This is a genomic window from Vibrio phycocola (assembly GCF_053850235.1).
Map to the genome: position 1 here is coordinate 382,128 of NZ_JBSQDJ010000001.1, position 16,715 is coordinate 398,842.

A 16,715-nucleotide genomic window follows, 5' to 3' on the forward strand; every position below is an offset into this window, starting at 1 on the left:
CATTGCTTAAGATGAAATTGAAGAATTTATACACGATAAGAGTAACTCTGCTCTCTCTGGTTCAGCAGGTTCTGGAAATACTCTTGATGTCATCACAACTTTTGGGTAAGCCCTTATTAACTTTAGATTTAAGTTAGTTTTAATAACATAAATAATTAGGTTTTTTGCATGCAAGATGAACTTAAAGATTCAAACTCAGAAGCTATCGTTGACTTCTCGCATTACATCAAAGTGATAAAACAGAGCTGGGTAAAGATAGCGCTATTTTGTTTCATGGTTTCAATATTATTGGTTCTGATCGTTCTGCAACTCGCACCAAAATACACTGCAACTGCAACACTGTTGATTGAAGCCCAAGAGAAAAAAGCAGTATCGATTGAAGAGATGGTAGGGTTTGATTCCAGTCAAAAGGAATACTATCAAACTCAATATGAAATAATGCAGTCAGATCCGATTGCTCAACGAGTTATCGAGAAACTGAAACTTGCTAAAAATCCAAAGTTCAATAAAAGTCTTACGGAATCACAATCGATTGCCGAATTCTTCAGCTGGTTGCCTTTCACGTCTTCAACGGTTGATGAGAGTGATTTCGGACCAATGCCAAAATCTGAATATGAGCAGATTGACGATAAGGTTAGTCAAGACATTTTACGCGACTTTAAGAAGAGTCTCGAAATCATACCTATTCGTAATACCCAGTTAGTAAAAATCAGCTTTACCGCTGAAGAGCCTGAGTTGGCAGCCAAAATTGCGAATGAAATTGGACTTGCCTATATCGAGAAAAACTTAGAAGGGCGATTAGCGGTTACTAAATACGCATCTAATTGGATCAATGCGCGAGCGGCTGAGCTGCAATTACAATTAGAGAATTCAGAGAAAGCTCTGTCTGATTATCTAGTAAAAGAGAAATTGATTGATGATAGTGGCATTGATGCATTAGCCAGTCGAGAGCTCGCTAATTTAACACAGCGCTTATCAGATGTAAGAGACCGACGTATTGAAGTAGAGTCAGCGTATTCTGCATTGAGTACGTCAAGTACGAAAAATGTGGCTTTGATTTCATCAATTCCTTCTATTTCATCTCACCCACAAGTTGTCGCTATCCGAGCTGCTGAGCTGGAAGCGCAAAATGAAGTTAATGAATTACGCAAACGTTACGGCGAAAAACACGACAAGATGATTGCTGCACAAGCTCGCTTGGACGCGGTTAAAGAACGTGCATCAACGACGACTAACTTACTTATTAGTGGTTTTAATAAAGAACTTCAAGCCCTTCGTAAACAAGAAAATTTAATTCAATCGACGATCAATCAACGTCGTGGGGATTTCCAAGCTTTATCAATTAAAAGAAATAAATATGAATCGCTTAAGCGTGACGTTGCAACTAACCGCGATTTGTTAAATGTATTTTTAACTCGTCAGAAGGAAACAACTGCGACTAAGGACTTTAATTCTACGATTGCTAGTGTAGTCGCTGAAGCAAGGACGCCACATTATCCAAGTGGAACAAGTCGATTATTGATCGTAATCGCTGGCTTAATATTGAGTTTTGGTTTTGCAGTCGTATTAGTGATTATTAATGACTCCCTAAGAAACACCATTACGTCGAGCGCCGACTTCGAAGACCGTTTTGGTTTAATTCCACTCGGGGGAATTCCGAAAGTCAAAGCGGCACGTTTTGAGAAAAAACCTCTCGATAATAGCGTTTTTCATGATGAAAATGAGAATACGTTCATCGAATCGATACGTTCGATACGTACATCCTTAATGCTGAGTAACCCAACTCATAAGCGTTTAGCGATTACCTCTTCAGTTGCATCGGAAGGGAAAACGACGATTGCGATCAACGTAGCCATCGCACTCGCCAATATGGAAAGTACTATTTTGATTGATGGTGACTTACGTAAATCGGCGATCGGCGAACGTTTTGGGTTGAAAAAAAACCAACAAGGTTTGAACAATCATTTGATTATGGGCACCGATTTATCTGAATGCTTATATAAGGATGAAAAATCAGGGTTAACAATTTTACCAGCAGGTATGCTCGCTAGCGATACACAAGAATTACTAAGCTCCGATCAATTTGCTGAACTGCTTAATACTTTAGAAAAGCAGTTTAAATACATCATTATCGACACGCCACCGACGCTACCAGTGAGTGACTCGCTAATTATTGGCCAGCTTACCCAGAAAATGCTGTTGGTTGTGAAAGCGAATGAGACTAAGCAAGAATCAGTTAAAAAGACGTTCGCTAAATTACGTAAACACGATATCAAGATTGAAGGTGTGGTTGTAAACCAGATTAGCCGTAAATTAGCAGGAGCTGAATACGGTTATGGGGAATATGGTCAATACGTCAATACAAACGACAAAGCATAGGACAAAAGAGTATGAAATTTTTAGTCACAGGAGCCGCAGGCTTTATCGGAAATTTTGTCGCTGAGCGTCTTTGTAATGAAGGTCATGAAGTGGTGGGCATTGATAATTTAAATGACTACTACGACCCTAAATTAAAACATGCTCGCTTAGAACGCATTCAATACTTAGATAACTTTCGTTTCATAGCGATGGATGTGTCGGATAGAGAAGCCGTTGCTGAATTATTTTTAAACGAAAAGTTTGAGCGAGTGATTCACCTAGCGGCTCAGGCGGGAGTTCGTTATTCCATCGAAAACCCTATGGCTTATGTCGATTCGAATTTAGTTGGTATGACGACGATTCTCGAAGGTTGTCGCCATAATAACGTTGGCCATTTAGTTTACGCATCTTCAAGCTCAGTCTACGGCATGAATGATAAAACCCCGTTTTCAGAAGATGACCGTGTCGATAACCCTGTTTCTTTGTACGCTGCGACAAAGAAAGCGAATGAGTTAATGGCTCATACATACAGTCACTTATATAAATTACCAACGACAGGGTTACGCTTTTTTACGGTTTATGGGCCGTGGGGAAGACCCGATATGGCACCGTATCTGTTTACAGATGCTATCGCAAATAACAGGCCAATCAATGTTTTTAATAACGGTAAAATGAAAAGAGATTTTACGTATATTGATGACATCGTCGAAAGTTTAATCAGAATTCAAGATGTCACTCCTTCTGAAAAGTCGAACTACTACAGTCTATACAACATCGGAAACAATAGCCCTGTCGAGTTAGGGTACTTTATTGAATGCATAGAAAATAGTTTAAATACTAAAGCAGAAAAGAATTTAATGCCTATGCAACCAGGCGACGTAAAAGTGACTTATGCTGACTGCTCCAAGTTAGAAGCCGCAACCAATTTTACACCTAGTACTGAGCTACACGTTGGTATCGATAAATTTGTACAGTGGTTTAAAAACTATAATAAAGCGTGCGATTAACCATGAGAAAAAAGATAGCATTCTTGATTAACTCTTTGGAAGGCGGTGGTGCAGAAAGAGTTTTTACTAACTTGGTCAATTATCTTTCTGACAAAGATGAATATGAGATCGTTGTTATTCTCATTGATAACTTAGAGCAGAAATACGAAATTAATTCAAACATTGAACTCAAGGTTATTGCAAATAGCGGAAACATTACCAAGTTAGAATTATACAAACTGTATAAAGAGCTTAAACAAGGTGACTATGATTGTGTTATATCCTTTTTAACCCGAGCGAATATATTAAATTGTATTTGTAAGAAGCTAATTGGATATAAATCTATAATCAGCGAGCGAGTTAATACATCCACTCATTTAGAAAGTGGACGATTTTCTGACTTAAAAAAACGCTTAATTTCGATTACCTACCGACTATCAGATAAGATTTTTGCGGTATCAAATGGTGTTAAAACAGAGCTGGTCGACAATTTTAATATTGAGAAAGAAAAAATTGAAGTGATCTACAACTCGATTGATATCGACCGAATATCTGCGTTGGCCAATAATAATTCTCTTGTTTCTGATATTGATGATTTTATCTCATCAAATACCTTAGTTTGCGTTGGGCGTTTAGTTGAAAATAAGAACTTTCAATTGGTCATTGAAGCTATCAAGAGCCTTCCAAATAATTTAATTATTATAGGTCAAGGACACCTTGAACCTGAACTAAGAGCGTTGGTAGACGAGAATGGTTTAAACGACCGTGTAAAATTCACAGGCCATATGTCTAATCCTTTTTGCGTAGTGCAAAAATGCATGGCTTATGTTCAAACTTCAAACTCAGAAGGTTTTCCTAATTCATTAACTGAAGCTATGGGTTTAGGAATCCCTGTTATTTCCACAGATTGTAAGTCTGGGCCAAGAGAAATTCTAAATCCAGATTGTAAAGATAGTACATTATTCTCTCAAGATGTTGAATTGAGTGAGTATGGTATTTTATATCCAGTAAATGATGTCGAAAGCTTAATTAAAGCAATAAAAATAATAAATACATCTCCAGAAATATTAAGTAGATATTCAAAACTGTCAACGGATAGGGCTAGTACATTTAAACCTAATGTAATTTTTGATCACTATTTAAATAGTATTCAGGAGATAATATCATGAACGAGCAAATTGCAGTTATAGGATTGAGAGGAATCCCTGGCATAATGGGAGGTATTGAAACACACTGTGAAAAACTTTACCCATTAGTCAAAGAATTAGATCCTGATTTAGATATAACCGTATATTGTAGAAAGTCCTATGTTTTCGATCGAATACCGTATAAAGGTATAAATCGAATTTCAATATTTAGTACAAAAAATAAAAATATTGAGACGCTATTACATACATTTCTTTCTATATTACATGCTCGTTTTATTAAAAATATAAGAATTGTTCATATTCATGCTATTGGGCCTGGGTTGTTATCTCCGTTTGCTAAGTTACTTGGTATGAAAGTAATCGTTACTCATCATGGTGCTGACTACAATCGGCAGAAATGGGGACCGTTTGCAAAATTCGCTTTAAAAGCAGGCGAGTTTCTGTGTGTTAAATTTGCTAGCCGAGTGTTGATAGTCAGTAATAGTTTAAGTAACAAGCTGAGTGCTGTGTATAAATCAGATAACATGTTTTTTGTGCCTAATGGTGTGAAAAATATTGAATTTGAACCGAGCGCTTGTTCTATTGATGATGATGTACTGAGCCTAATCAATAATGACAATAGCCCTGGTTACATATTAGCTGTAGGGCGATTAGTCCCAGAAAAAGGCTACCATGATTTAGTCGAAGCTTATAAAAAATTGACGAATAAAAAGTACAAACTGGTGATTGTTGGGGATGCAGATCATCCTAACTTTTATAGCAAAGGTTTAATCGCAAACCAAAGTGACGACATACTCTTTCTTGGACGTCGTAGTGGTGCAACTCTTGATATTCTTTATAGAAAAGCATCGCTATTTATATTACCAAGTTACCATGAAGGGCTGCCTGTGGTTGCTTTAGAAGCTGTAAGCTATGGGCTGCCGATCCTCTTAAGTAATATCGATGAGAATTCTGATATTGGCTTGAATCATCCATCTTACTTTAATGTGGGTAATGTTGATGAGTTAACTGCTAAATTAGGTGTGGATAATTTTGATGCTTATAAGAGTGATTATGAAATCATACTTGATAAATACGATTGGAAAAAGATTGCCAAATCTTTAGTTGGTCATTACGAAGATATTAGGTAATTTCTATGTCGGTATTATCAGCTGCAGTCATTATCCTTAGTATAATTATATCATTATACTATGCAGCAAGATTAAAGTTGGACGATTCGGTTTATTTTTTAATCTATGCCCTTGGTGGTCGATACGCACTTTCTTTTGTCCATGAGTTTTCATTTAGTCCTGCTTTAGCTGGTCAATCTCTGAACTCTTTATTTTCTATTTCTGTCGTATTATTGGGATTGATGTTTTTTATTAGGTTTTATGTAAACCTCAAATACATCAATTCGGTTGGTGTTTTAATTCTAGTTGCATTCACTAGTTCCTTTATTAATTCAACTCTTGGTGAGTTTTTACAAGAGTTCACCAAATGGGGTTACTTTTTCTCATTAACGCTCTCAATATATCTATTGATGAAAAAACATAGTGGCGAAGTCATATTAAAAGTTATTGCCCCTATATTTATTGGCGTTGTTATTAGTCAACTATTATCAATAGTATTGAATACCCCAAAAATGACCGAGCAAATACTATCGGATTCTAATTCGGCAAGTTATATTGGCGGATATGGTCATGAATCGGCTTTTTCATTTATTTTGTTGACAGTCGGGGTGCTGATTTTACAAGCTTCAAAATATTGGAATAAGTCATCTACTGCGTTTTTTTGCTTAACTGTATTGTTTATTTTAATTGTCTTTGCAAACTATCGTACGAGTTTGATGGCATATTTAGTTCTATTTATTATGTATATCATTTATTTTATTGGAAGAAAGCAGGTTCCAGTTAAAATTATAAGTTATTCTATCGCCATACTTGTTGGTTTTTTAGTCACTACTCTATTTTTAAACGAAATAACAAGTCGGTTTTCCGATATCGGTGATCTGTTTACTAAATTAGATTTCAAACTCATATTGGACCCGTCTACTTTCACGGTCGAAGAAAAAAGGCTGCTGTCTTCTCGTTTGTATATCTGGAACTTATATTATTTTGAGTATAAATCCTTTCCATTGATCAATTTGATTTTTGGGTCTGGTCCTGGTTCATGGAAGCAGTATTTTGATCTTTATGCACACAATAGTTTTGTGGCGTATTTGTTTGATATGGGGATTGTTGGAGTCCTATGTTTGATCGTTTTCTATCTTCAGATTTACTTTACCTTATTTTTTAGAAAGCTATGTAATGCGCATATGCAAGGTGCATTTTTCAGCTTTATCGTATTAAACTTAGCAACTATGCCGTTATGGAATATTGAAGGCCTAATTCTGCTGGCATTTATCGTTGGAATTTCAATGTATAATTTAGAAAATGAGCGTGGACATGATAAGAGATAAGCACAGTTACTTGCTCTATAAAAATGAAGATAAAAAGGCTTTGGAGCTCACTCGTAATATTTACTTTGAATGGTTATTCAATGATATATGGAGATTTCAAAGAAATTTACGTAGAACAGAGTATTGGTTCAATTGTAAAAACGGCATCGTTAACAAGGTTATCTACTATATGCTAGCGTTGAGGACAAAAAAATTGGGCACCAAGCTCGGTTTTTCTATCCCAATCAACGTTTTTGGTAAAGGGCTCTCTATAGCTCACACCGGTACTATAGTCGTGAATTCTAACGCTCGAGTAGGTGACTATTGTCGTATCCACGTCTGCGTCAATATAGGTGCTGATATTTCAGATGGAACTCTAGCTCCTTGTCTTGGCGACAACATTTACATTGGCCCAGGAGCTAAAATATATTCAAACATTGCGATAGGTGATAATACGGTCATCGGAGCCAATAGCGTTGTAAATAAAAGCTTCACGGATGGAAATTGTACGATAGCCGGTATTCCTGCAAAAAAAATCAAAGACGTTGGTAAAGACGTTATTCGCGAGACTTCAGTTTAAATATATAACGATCGGTGAATTGGCATAAATGATAAATAATAGAATATTGCAGCTAATATGGGTGTTCACCGAAAGGTTTGGATTGATTGTTTTAGCGACAATCTCATTCTATGTGTTTGCGTTAGAGTTAACTCCAGAACAGTTAGGTAAAGGCGTTCTCGCGTTATCGATTATTGAATTTGCCGGCTTGTTTTTTACCGCAGCACTCGAAGACCCATTTGTCCGGCAAACAAAGTTAGATTCAGAGAAGGACGGGACTTTATTTTGGTCCAGTCTGATCATCTCGCTTGTTTGTTCAATCTTAATTATTTCTGGAATTGCTATTGTTAGTGATGACAGTGCATTTATCTACTTAGTAGCCTTCGCGACTCTTAAACTTCCAGTACTATTATGTTCACGTGTTTTCGTAGCGCATTTACGTCGTGCGGGGAAATTTAAAGCGTTAATGATAAGAACCATATATGGCAAAGTACTTGGTTCGATATGTGCGATTTATCTTGCGATGACCGGCGCTGGAGCGTGGGCTATTGTCGTTCAAGCGGTTGTTATGGATGTTGTAGCCTTTGTTATTCTTCTGTCCGTTGATCGCAGACCATTGCCACTTAAAATTAATTTTAAATTCTTACATGAGCTGCTTTCAGTAGGGGTTGTGACAAGCCTTAAAGCGATCAGTATGGATATGATGGGACGCGGCATTAATCTGATGGTTGGTGTCGTTGCTGGTAACGAGGTGTTGGGTATTTTTAATATGGCCCAGCGTCTGATAGAGCTCTTACGTAGCTCTATATATACAGGTTTAGCGAGCTATGCCTTACCTGTTATGTCTAGGCGGCAAAATGATATTGCGCGTCTATCTAAGTTTTTTATGTCAGCAACAAAGTACACGCATTTAATGATTCTACCGCTTTTCTTAGGGCTAGCTGTCGTCGCCGATGATGTGGTTGTGCTTATTTTCGGTATGAAATGGCAACCTTCTGTAGTGGTATTACAGTCTTTGGCTGTTATCACCGCTGTCGGTTCAATACTGGTTCTTGTTCCTAGTTTGTTACTTGCAGTTAAAAAACCACAATTGACTCTAAAATCGGAAGTACTCGGCTCGTTGGTTGCTGTAGCGAGTATTTTTATCTTTGGGCCATTGTATGGTGCATTAGCCGGTGCTATTGCGGTAATCGTCAGGTTCATTTTAATTTTACAGCCTAACTGTCGTGCGCTTAATCAAGTTGCCAATATTGGTTCTCGCGATTTTTTCAAACAGTTAATTCCCATTTATCTATCAGGGTTCTTGATGGTATCAACCGTTTTAGTATTGAATAACTATTTTCAATATGACGCTTTGATGTTACCCGTTAAAATAGTCGTCGGTATGCTCAGCTATGTTGTTGCGTTGTTTATATTTGATCAATTTTGGTTGAAGGATATGATGAGATTTATTAAAAATGATTAATATTCTTGCAGACTGTAATCTGCATTTAGATAAACTCGAGACTTAACAATGAATAAGTTGGTTGTGGTTTTTTTTGTAATCCTGTTTTCCTCGCAGACATTCGGGGCTAAAGATACGGAAAGCAGCATTACGATAAGCCACACTCATAATATAAAGCATAGTATTCAATTGCTTATAAATAGGTTGGAAACGCAGAAGGTCAAGACGGAGAGAGAAGTAGAGAGTATATTGCTACAACTCGAATCCAAAGGAGAGCTCAGTTATTATATTCCTAGTTCATTAAATGTAGACGTAAAATTAGCCGCTTTTCTCTTATTCTCTGCTGTTGCGAACGAACGACTGGTCGACGTTATTGAAGAAAGCGTTAGCCAACATTTCGATGTCAACTCTCTTCTACATCTAGCGTTTATTCTCAATACTGATGATCCATTACAATTCGCTAAAAACATTCTTTATTCACGATCTCTAGATTTCGAGAAAGTGATCGAATCATTTTCTCAATATACGTGCATCAATTCGCAACCATTGAGCGCTTATGCGGAATCTTTGACAGAATCATATCGGATAACACCTCTAATCGAATCGGCGAGTATCACACTATACCGTCGCTCTGAACACGAAACTGCACAGGTTTCATTTCGAAAGAAACACTCACAGCAATGGAAGCAATCCTTCGATTTACAGTGGGAACCAATCAGTCGTTCACTATCTGGCAGCATTGTATATCTAGAGCCGAATACTGAATATGACGTAAAGGTTACGTTGTTCAATTCATCAGAGAGGCTTAGTACGAGCTTCTATTCATTTATAACTTGGCCTAATACTCCTCCTATAGACAACAATAAAGTATTTAAATTGTCAGATATCTATGAGGGTGGGCCGTTAGATTTGACCAAACTCGGTATATCTGGCAGTAAATCGGGATGGGCCGTGATTGAGGGGGATCCCACTACGCCGATTGTGGTTGAAGAGGGAAGTGACTCTGCGATTAACATCGGATCCAATTCATATGTTTACTTCAAAAATATAACGGTAAATGGAGGAGGTAGAAACGCAATTCGTAGCGAGCAAGCTCATCATTTATGGTTTGATGGATGTGATATCTCCGGCTGGGGAAGAACTGGTGAGAAACTCAATGATGGACGCTATTATGATGAGAAAAGCAGAGACTTAATTAACTACGATTCCGCATTTTATCTCAAGCAGACAGGGGTTGTAGTTGTCGAAAATTGTCATGTACACAGCCCCAAAGGCAGTGCAAATAATTGGTCATCCGGTCATCCTGCTGGTCCAAACGCCTATTTAGCATGGGCAAGTCATCCTAATTCTGAGCTTAGTGGACAAGTAATACTGCGAAATAATCACTTTTATGGCAAATCAGATCATCGATTTAACGATGTAATCGAAGGATACAAAAATGGCTATGTTTATGGTGGCTTTGTTCGAGACTCTGCTATTTATAACAATAAGCTGGAATATGCTAACGACGATATTATCGAAATCGATGGTGGGCAAAGTAATGTATTGCTTTACAATAACGATATATCAAATGGATACGTTGGTATTAGCGCTATTCCCAATGTAAAAGGACCATCATTTATATTCAATAATCATGTCCATAGCTTAGGTGACGATTCAGGGAAATCATGGGCCTCGATTAAGCTTGGTGGTTTAAAAAGCCGACCTAAAGGAAAGACTAATATCTTTTACAATTTGATTCGTACTAACAGCAACGGTATTTCTTATGCTGGATATTTAGGGGATTCAAGCTTTTGGGCTGACGCTCGTTCGAACGTTATAATTCATGACTTTTACTCAAAAAATCGTGGGTTTAGTATTTACGATAAATACCCATCTGGCTTGTCTAACTTTTCAAACAATTACATGTTTAATATAATAACTAAGCAACCATTATTTGATGCCCAAATAGCAGCAGACTTTTATGATATTGAGTTAGTTAACGATAATATTGCTAATAGTATTTGGCATTCACCGGAGTTATCGACAACATTCAATATACCGGAAGCGCTGAGAGTACCTAATATGACCAAGGTCGATGGTTCAGGTGCGGTCATCATTGGGTATACCTACCCTTAATACACTTTTAATAACAGCTGCTAAGATTTAAAAATCTGGATAATTATTACATGCGATAAATAAAAGTGTGTAGCAGATCATTCCAAGTAATATCTGTTACAACGACTCCCAGTATTGAAACCCACAATTGACATTTTTTAAAATTAACGACTAATCAAAACTTATCTCGTTGGGCGTAAAATTCCATTTATTAGTTACATCAAAGGATGATTCGCCGTTTTGATATAATCTATTTTCAGATAATCTTCCAGAAACAAATTTATTCCTTTCACTACGAATATGGAATAAGCTCATTCCATGCAATGGTGATATATTTTTCTCTGTGTAACCAAAATACTTTGTTAATGTAGGAAAAATATTAAAGTGAGACAATTTATTTCTGTTGAATTCTGCGGCATTGGCTAGATTCAACAATTCTTCTTTATTATCAGTAAATACAATAAATGGAACTGTAGTTTCATAAGGAACAATACTTTCTACTGAGCAATGTGTTATAGAACGGCCGTTATCAAATAAGTTTTGCCCATGATCCGATGTATAAATAATTATTGTGTCTTTATATGAAACACCGTCTAATAAATTTTTAAAGAAAGAGTCAGTCAAATAATGAATAGAATTTTTATAATTTAAAATTCTTCTTTCTTTTTTATTTTTTTCTTTCCTTTTAAACTTAAATAATCTCTCATTATCTGGTGTTAATGGACGATAGGGGAAATGCACACCGCTTTTTACTGCGTAAATAAAAACAGGTTTGTTACTCTCTTGTGATGTGTACTTTTTAATCAACTTAGCTATATTCGTGTCTTTGTCATAACTCGTTTTGCCTTGGATGCTCAAATAATCATCGATGTATTTTTTTTCTTTAAGTTTCATGCCATTGTTCAATTGGCCATCATCCATTTGCCCCTCCAACATAACTGTTTTATACCCAGCATTTTGCGCGTATTGCCAGATGTATGGATTGGTAACATAGGTCTGACTAAAGTTATCTTCATTGGGACCGAATCGTAAAATTTGATTACTTGCCGAACTGCAGTTTGAGCCCGATATGGCGGTTCCGAAATTCACAAATCTATGTTTTTGAGAAACCAAGTAGGGAGTAATACCTTGATCTTTGTTGATATCTAAATAGTCGGCGCGGACACTTTCATCAACAATTAATATAATGTTTTTTCTTTTTACTTGAGTAGATGAAATGTGTTCATTAACGGGTAATCTTTTTGGAGAAGAAATTACAACTTTTTCAAAATATATGATCGAAGCTAGAACAGGAAGCTTGTATTGAATGGGAGTTTGCTCTAATCCATACCCACCTCTTGGCCATGAGATCGCAAATAAAATAAAGAACGGGAGAATGGCGAATATATAGCTCACTTTTCCAATAAAAAACCTGTCTTTTATCTTAATAGTAACTTTGGGTGGAGGTAAAAGTAACGTAAGACTGAACAATGAAATTGCGACTGCAGATGCTATTTCGGTAGAAAAATGCTTTATGCCTTTAGAGGCAAAACTTATGTTTTCGATTAATACATAGAGACTATCGTATGTGATAGAAATACCACTGATATCTAAATAACTAAGGCTTATCAATGTTGATGAAAAAAATAAAATCGTTGCGAACAAGCGAATAACGAAGTGTGAAAAGAAAGAAAATGAAATAAGTGAAATAAAACATAGCAACCACAAAGAAAAAAATATGCCTAAATAAATTACACCGTGAGCTTTTAGAAGATCATCAATACGTTCACCAAAAAAATAATTATCTGAAAGAAATAGTAACGCAATAATACCAATTAGTTTAAAGATAACGAGAAACGTATTTTTGTGCAAACTCATAAAAATCCTACGAAATTTTTCGTTCGATATAAAAAACGAGCCAATAATAGTGAGAATAATTGGGTCGGTCAATCAAATATAGTCTCAAAGCTAGGACTATAGAGAGTATAGCTCAATTTTTTTTTAATACTCGGGTATCTCATCTATATTGATGAATTAGTTAATAAAACATAACGCCATAGTGTTTGTAGAAAGACATGAATACGATAAAGTAACTAATACATGATATAAATTAATAAGGTATACAATGATAGTCGGCTTTCATGATATGGAGGACACCGTTAGCTTGGGATTCTCCGTTATTGTTGCGAAGGACAGTGATGGTTTTGTCTACGTCAAACACCAAGATAGAACGACATGGGAAATCCCCGGAGGTCATATTGAACCTGGTGAAACTGCTAATCAAGCCGCTTGCCGAGAATTAAGAGAAGAAACAGGTGCTTTGGAGTTTGATATTCAATCTGTGTGCGATTATTCCATAACATTAAATGGTAAGGTTTCTTATGGTCGATTGTACTATGCTGAAATTCATTCTTACACAGGCATACTTGAATTTGAGACTGAGCAAGTTTGCTCCTTTTCTAAGATGCCAATCAATTTAACCTATCCAAATATCCAGCCATATATCTTTGATGAGGTGCTTCGTCGGTTAGCGAAATAGTTTGGCTGATCCATGTTTATCGTTCGATGTGAAAATACAAATGGTATAAACGAAATGAGTTGTAATATGTGCTTATTGTGTCAGTAGTGAAACTCTTATATTCAAAGACAAATAATATACGAAAGTGATCTGTTGTCGATAAATGAGGTTTTACTGTTACTTGTATGAGAACAACGGAATTTAATCGATAGATTCTTATTTTCTTACTATCAATCTAAAATTTATACGATTAAGTTAGCGCTCTCATAGCAACATGTTTCTTAAATGGAACTCCAAACTATCGTTAAAAATTTAGGTAATTATATAGAGGGTAATAAATGACGTTAACAAAAAAGTTAGGTGCTGAGTTTATCGGTACGTTCTGGTTAGTACTTGGTGGTTGTGGCAGCGCAGTGTTGGCGGCTGCGTTTCCAGATGTTGGTATTGGTCTAATGGGTGTTTCATTGGCGTTTGGTTTGACCGTTTTAACCATGGCTTACGCGATTGGCCATGTTTCTGGCTGTCATCTTAACCCAGCAGTATCATTTGGGTTATGGTCTGGTGGACGCTTTTCTTCAAGCGAACTCGCTCCTTACATAATTGCGCAAGTGGCTGGAGGTATTGCAGGGGCTACTGTCCTATATGTTATCGCTTCTGGGCAAGCTGGTTTTGATGCTTCAGCAGGTTTTGCTTCGAATGGCTTTGGTGAGTATTCTCCAGGTGGTTATAGCCTTGTCGCTGCTTTAGTGACTGAAATTGTTATGACGTTTATGTTTTTAATTATTATTTTGGGTGCAACAGATAGTCGTGCGCCAAAAGGTTTCGCACCTATCGCGATAGGATTGGGTTTAACGCTAATTCACTTGATTAGTATTCCGGTTACGAATACGTCGGTTAACCCTGCCCGAAGCACTGGGGTAGCATTATTCCAAGGTGATTGGGCTATATCTCAATTGTGGCTATTTTGGGTAGCTCCTATTATTGGTGCAGTGCTAGCTGGTATCGTCTATCGCTGGTTTGAAAGCGAAGAGTAATATTAGATACTGACGATGTGGGCCATTTGAAAACTTCAGATGGCCCATTTTTTATGAGAATAGGGAAGACGCTATAATTAGGTGTCGCTCCGGCTTTCATATTCGACAGCACATAATATCGGAGGTTTCATTACGTAAGGGGAACCATTTAAACCTTAGATACTCTAAACTAACTATGAAGGTGGGTGGACACTTCATGTTCTCAATGTGTTCGCTTTCGATGTTTAACAGTTTGAGGTATTACTAAGAGAGGTTGATATGAGTAAATTGGTGGTTTTGACAAAATTTTCTTTTCCTCTCGATGCAAATATTGCGAAAGCAAATTTGGAAAGTGTCGGAATTCCTGCGTTTATCGCTGATGAGCATACGATCAATATGCAGTGGCTCTATTCCGATGCAATGGGTGGGGTTAGGTTGCTGGTTCCAGAGGAGCACTACGATGAAGCGCTCGAACTCATTGGAGAAGATTTTTCTAACGTTGTCGAACCTGAAGAACAAGATACAAACCCAAGTGATCTGCATGAGATAAAATGTTGTGGAGAATGCCAAAGTACGAATATCAAAGAGTACACTAAAGGTAAGCAATCAGCTTTTGTGGTTTTTCTTCTTTTAGGATTCCCATTATTTTTTTATCAGCATGGCGTTAAATGTGAAGACTGTGGGCGCTTTAAAAAACACGCTTAATTTATATCTTAATACTTTTCGCCTCTAATCTACGTCTTAATGTAAACCTGAAAATAATATGTGAATTGATTTACGTTCACTCAATTCAACTATTACCTGTCCATTATCTACGCCTAAATGTGATTAAATAACATAAAACGAATTAGAATAGGGAAGTAACACTTCACTATTCTATTGAGTTGCCGATCATTCGTGGTAAAGTAAATTTTGTGATGTGGTTCAATAAATACTTTTAATAGTACTTCATACTGTTAATTGTCATTGCAATTCATTTTCCACATAATTAAGAAACGATCGAGCGCAGAACGGAGTCTGGTAATGGAATCAAAATCTTTTAGCATTATATTAGTTATATCTACGATGTTGACAGGTTTGCTAGCTGGATTTTTCTATACGTGGTCTTTTACTATTATGCAAAGTTTGGATCTCGCGGGACCAATTTCAGCTTCTAGAGCTATGGTATCAATTAATGCACATATTAGGGACGGATGGTTTGGTACTATTTTCTTTGGGGCACCAATTTCAGTAATAATATCATTAGTGGTGCTCTTAAGAGCAAATCAGAATGGTGTGAAGTGGGCATTTATTGCAATGTTTTTTGCCATGTGTTCATTAGCGGTGACATTCACTCAACACCTGCCACTAAATGAACAACTGGCAAATGGTCTTCGCTGGAGCGAATACTTTGAAGTTTGGACACAATGGAACCATGTACGAATGACAACATCAACGTTGGCTTTTATCTGTATGTTGTTTGTATTGATATCGAGAGATTAAGTTTTTGATATTATTACGGTAATTTCATTGGCGTGATAAGCGTTTACATACTTCTGCTATGAGGTCATCAACTGCTAGTTCTCTTTTATATACTATAAATTACCGAACAAACACACATAATATCTATCATTTACTTCAACAGTGTAAAATATCTACTCTTCAAAAACTTGCTAATACTGCGCATGATTTTACTGATTTAAATGCGATCTATATCTCAATTTAAATACTTTTTAGTCGTAATCATTATACAATTATAGAATAACTTCCTGTGTATTATGTATGACTAAATGAATAACTTCATATTACATTACCATACTCTTCCTTAGTTCTAATACTGTGCTTTTAGGGCGGAAATCTTTCAAAATCCCTATCCTTCTTGTAGAAGGATAGGAATGCATTGGTTGACGTCATCTCACATCAATCAAACTTCAAACTGAATAAAATAAATATGAAATGAAATAATTCGATGTGTATAACGTTATTGATTTGGGTAATTGATTATGATCAATTATTACAACCATAAACGGTTATTAAAGGACTAAGTTAAGGTTTTTTTATAACTTTTATTACGTTTTCTAAACTTTATTTAAGTTTTTGTTTAGAGTTCTTCAATCCGAATTAATATCAAATTAACGGGTATCTCAATTAGCATTTTTAAAGTATTAATAATTTCACGTTATAAATTTAATACCTTAAATTGAAGATCATGATCACA

13 protein-coding genes are annotated in these 16,715 nt (G+C 36.3%); 12 read left to right on the forward strand and 1 reads right to left on the reverse strand.

Features of this window, described 5'->3' with window-relative positions; genetic code table 11:
• The first annotated feature begins 168 nt into the window (after positions 1-168).
• From ACWU4D_RS01765 to ACWU4D_RS01800, 8 genes are all read left to right on the forward strand, one after another.
• Positions 169-2,379, forward strand: a complete 2,211-nt coding sequence (locus ACWU4D_RS01765) for a GumC family protein (RefSeq protein ID WP_456049654.1) — start codon at positions 169-171, stop codon at positions 2,377-2,379.
• An 11-nt stretch (positions 2,380-2,390) separates the two neighbouring features.
• A complete protein-coding gene (locus tag ACWU4D_RS01770) occupies positions 2,391-3,365 on the forward strand; it encodes an NAD-dependent epimerase (RefSeq protein WP_456049655.1) in 975 nt (324 codons plus the stop codon).
• Positions 3,366-3,367: 2 nt separating this feature from the next.
• A complete protein-coding gene (locus ACWU4D_RS01775) occupies positions 3,368-4,513 on the forward strand; it encodes a glycosyltransferase (protein WP_456049656.1) in 1,146 nt (381 codons plus the stop codon).
• Positions 4,510-5,622: a glycosyltransferase family 4 protein gene (locus ACWU4D_RS01780; RefSeq protein WP_456049657.1), complete on the forward strand. Its 1,113-nt coding sequence runs from the start codon at positions 4,510-4,512 to the stop codon at positions 5,620-5,622. Before ACWU4D_RS01775 ends, ACWU4D_RS01780 begins: the two co-directional genes overlap by 4 nt.
• Positions 5,623-5,627: 5 nt before the next feature.
• Positions 5,628-6,929, forward strand: a complete 1,302-nt coding sequence (locus tag ACWU4D_RS01785; protein ID WP_456049658.1) for an O-antigen ligase family protein — start codon at positions 5,628-5,630, stop codon at positions 6,927-6,929.
• Positions 6,916-7,488, forward strand: a complete 573-nt coding sequence (locus ACWU4D_RS01790; RefSeq protein WP_456049659.1) for a serine O-acetyltransferase — start codon at positions 6,916-6,918, stop codon at positions 7,486-7,488. Before ACWU4D_RS01785 ends, ACWU4D_RS01790 begins: the two co-directional genes overlap by 14 nt.
• Positions 7,489-7,516: 28 nt before the next feature.
• Positions 7,517-8,932, forward strand: a complete 1,416-nt coding sequence (locus ACWU4D_RS01795; RefSeq protein ID WP_456049660.1) for an oligosaccharide flippase family protein — start codon at positions 7,517-7,519, stop codon at positions 8,930-8,932.
• A gap of 228 nt (positions 8,933-9,160) precedes the next feature.
• Positions 9,161-11,029: a right-handed parallel beta-helix repeat-containing protein gene (locus ACWU4D_RS01800; protein ID WP_456049661.1), complete on the forward strand. Its 1,869-nt coding sequence runs from the start codon at positions 9,161-9,163 to the stop codon at positions 11,027-11,029.
• 150 nt (positions 11,030-11,179) lie between these two features.
• Here the strand turns inward: ACWU4D_RS01800 and ACWU4D_RS01805 are convergent, their stop codons facing one another.
• Entirely contained in the window at positions 11,180-12,865 is a 1,686-nt protein-coding gene (locus ACWU4D_RS01805) for a sulfatase-like hydrolase/transferase (RefSeq protein WP_456049662.1), read from the reverse strand.
• A 247-nt stretch (positions 12,866-13,112) separates the two neighbouring features.
• On the opposite strand from ACWU4D_RS01805, the gene ACWU4D_RS01810 reads away from it, so the two are divergent.
• The 4 genes from ACWU4D_RS01810 (at position 13,113) to ACWU4D_RS01825 (ending at position 16,000) form a co-directional block, all read left to right on the forward strand.
• Complete coding sequence (locus ACWU4D_RS01810; protein ID WP_456049663.1) at positions 13,113-13,526, forward strand: NUDIX hydrolase; 414 nt, start codon at positions 13,113-13,115, stop codon at positions 13,524-13,526.
• 317 nt (positions 13,527-13,843) lie between these two features.
• Entirely contained in the window at positions 13,844-14,539 is a 696-nt protein-coding gene (aqpZ, locus tag ACWU4D_RS01815; protein WP_456049664.1) for an aquaporin Z, read from the forward strand.
• A gap of 267 nt (positions 14,540-14,806) precedes the next feature.
• Entirely contained in the window at positions 14,807-15,223 is a 417-nt protein-coding gene (locus ACWU4D_RS01820; protein ID WP_456049971.1) for a putative signal transducing protein, read from the forward strand.
• Between the two features lie 318 nt (positions 15,224-15,541).
• Entirely contained in the window at positions 15,542-16,000 is a 459-nt protein-coding gene (locus ACWU4D_RS01825) for an anthrone oxygenase family protein (protein WP_456049665.1), read from the forward strand.
• Positions 16,001-16,715: the final 715 nt, after the last annotated feature.

Coding starts and splice junctions, on each gene's coding strand:
- ACWU4D_RS01765 (WP_456049654.1), top strand. CDS start 169: ATGCAAGATGAACTTAAAGATTCAAACTCAGAAGCTATCGTTGACTTC.
- ACWU4D_RS01770 (WP_456049655.1), top strand. CDS start 2,391: ATGAAATTTTTAGTCACAGGAGCCGCAGGCTTTATCGGAAATTTTGTC.
- ACWU4D_RS01775 (WP_456049656.1), top strand. CDS start 3,368: ATGAGAAAAAAGATAGCATTCTTGATTAACTCTTTGGAAGGCGGTGGT.
- ACWU4D_RS01780 (WP_456049657.1), top strand. CDS start 4,510: ATGAACGAGCAAATTGCAGTTATAGGATTGAGAGGAATCCCTGGCATA.
- ACWU4D_RS01785 (WP_456049658.1), top strand. CDS start 5,628: ATGTCGGTATTATCAGCTGCAGTCATTATCCTTAGTATAATTATATCA.
- ACWU4D_RS01790 (WP_456049659.1), top strand. CDS start 6,916: ATGATAAGAGATAAGCACAGTTACTTGCTCTATAAAAATGAAGATAAA.
- ACWU4D_RS01795 (WP_456049660.1), top strand. CDS start 7,517: ATGATAAATAATAGAATATTGCAGCTAATATGGGTGTTCACCGAAAGG.
- ACWU4D_RS01805 (WP_456049662.1), bottom strand. CDS start 12,865: ATGAGTTTGCACAAAAATACGTTTCTCGTTATCTTTAAACTAATTGGT.
- ACWU4D_RS01810 (WP_456049663.1), top strand. CDS start 13,113: ATGATAGTCGGCTTTCATGATATGGAGGACACCGTTAGCTTGGGATTC.
- aqpZ (WP_456049664.1), top strand. CDS start 13,844: ATGACGTTAACAAAAAAGTTAGGTGCTGAGTTTATCGGTACGTTCTGG.
- ACWU4D_RS01825 (WP_456049665.1), top strand. CDS start 15,542: ATGGAATCAAAATCTTTTAGCATTATATTAGTTATATCTACGATGTTG.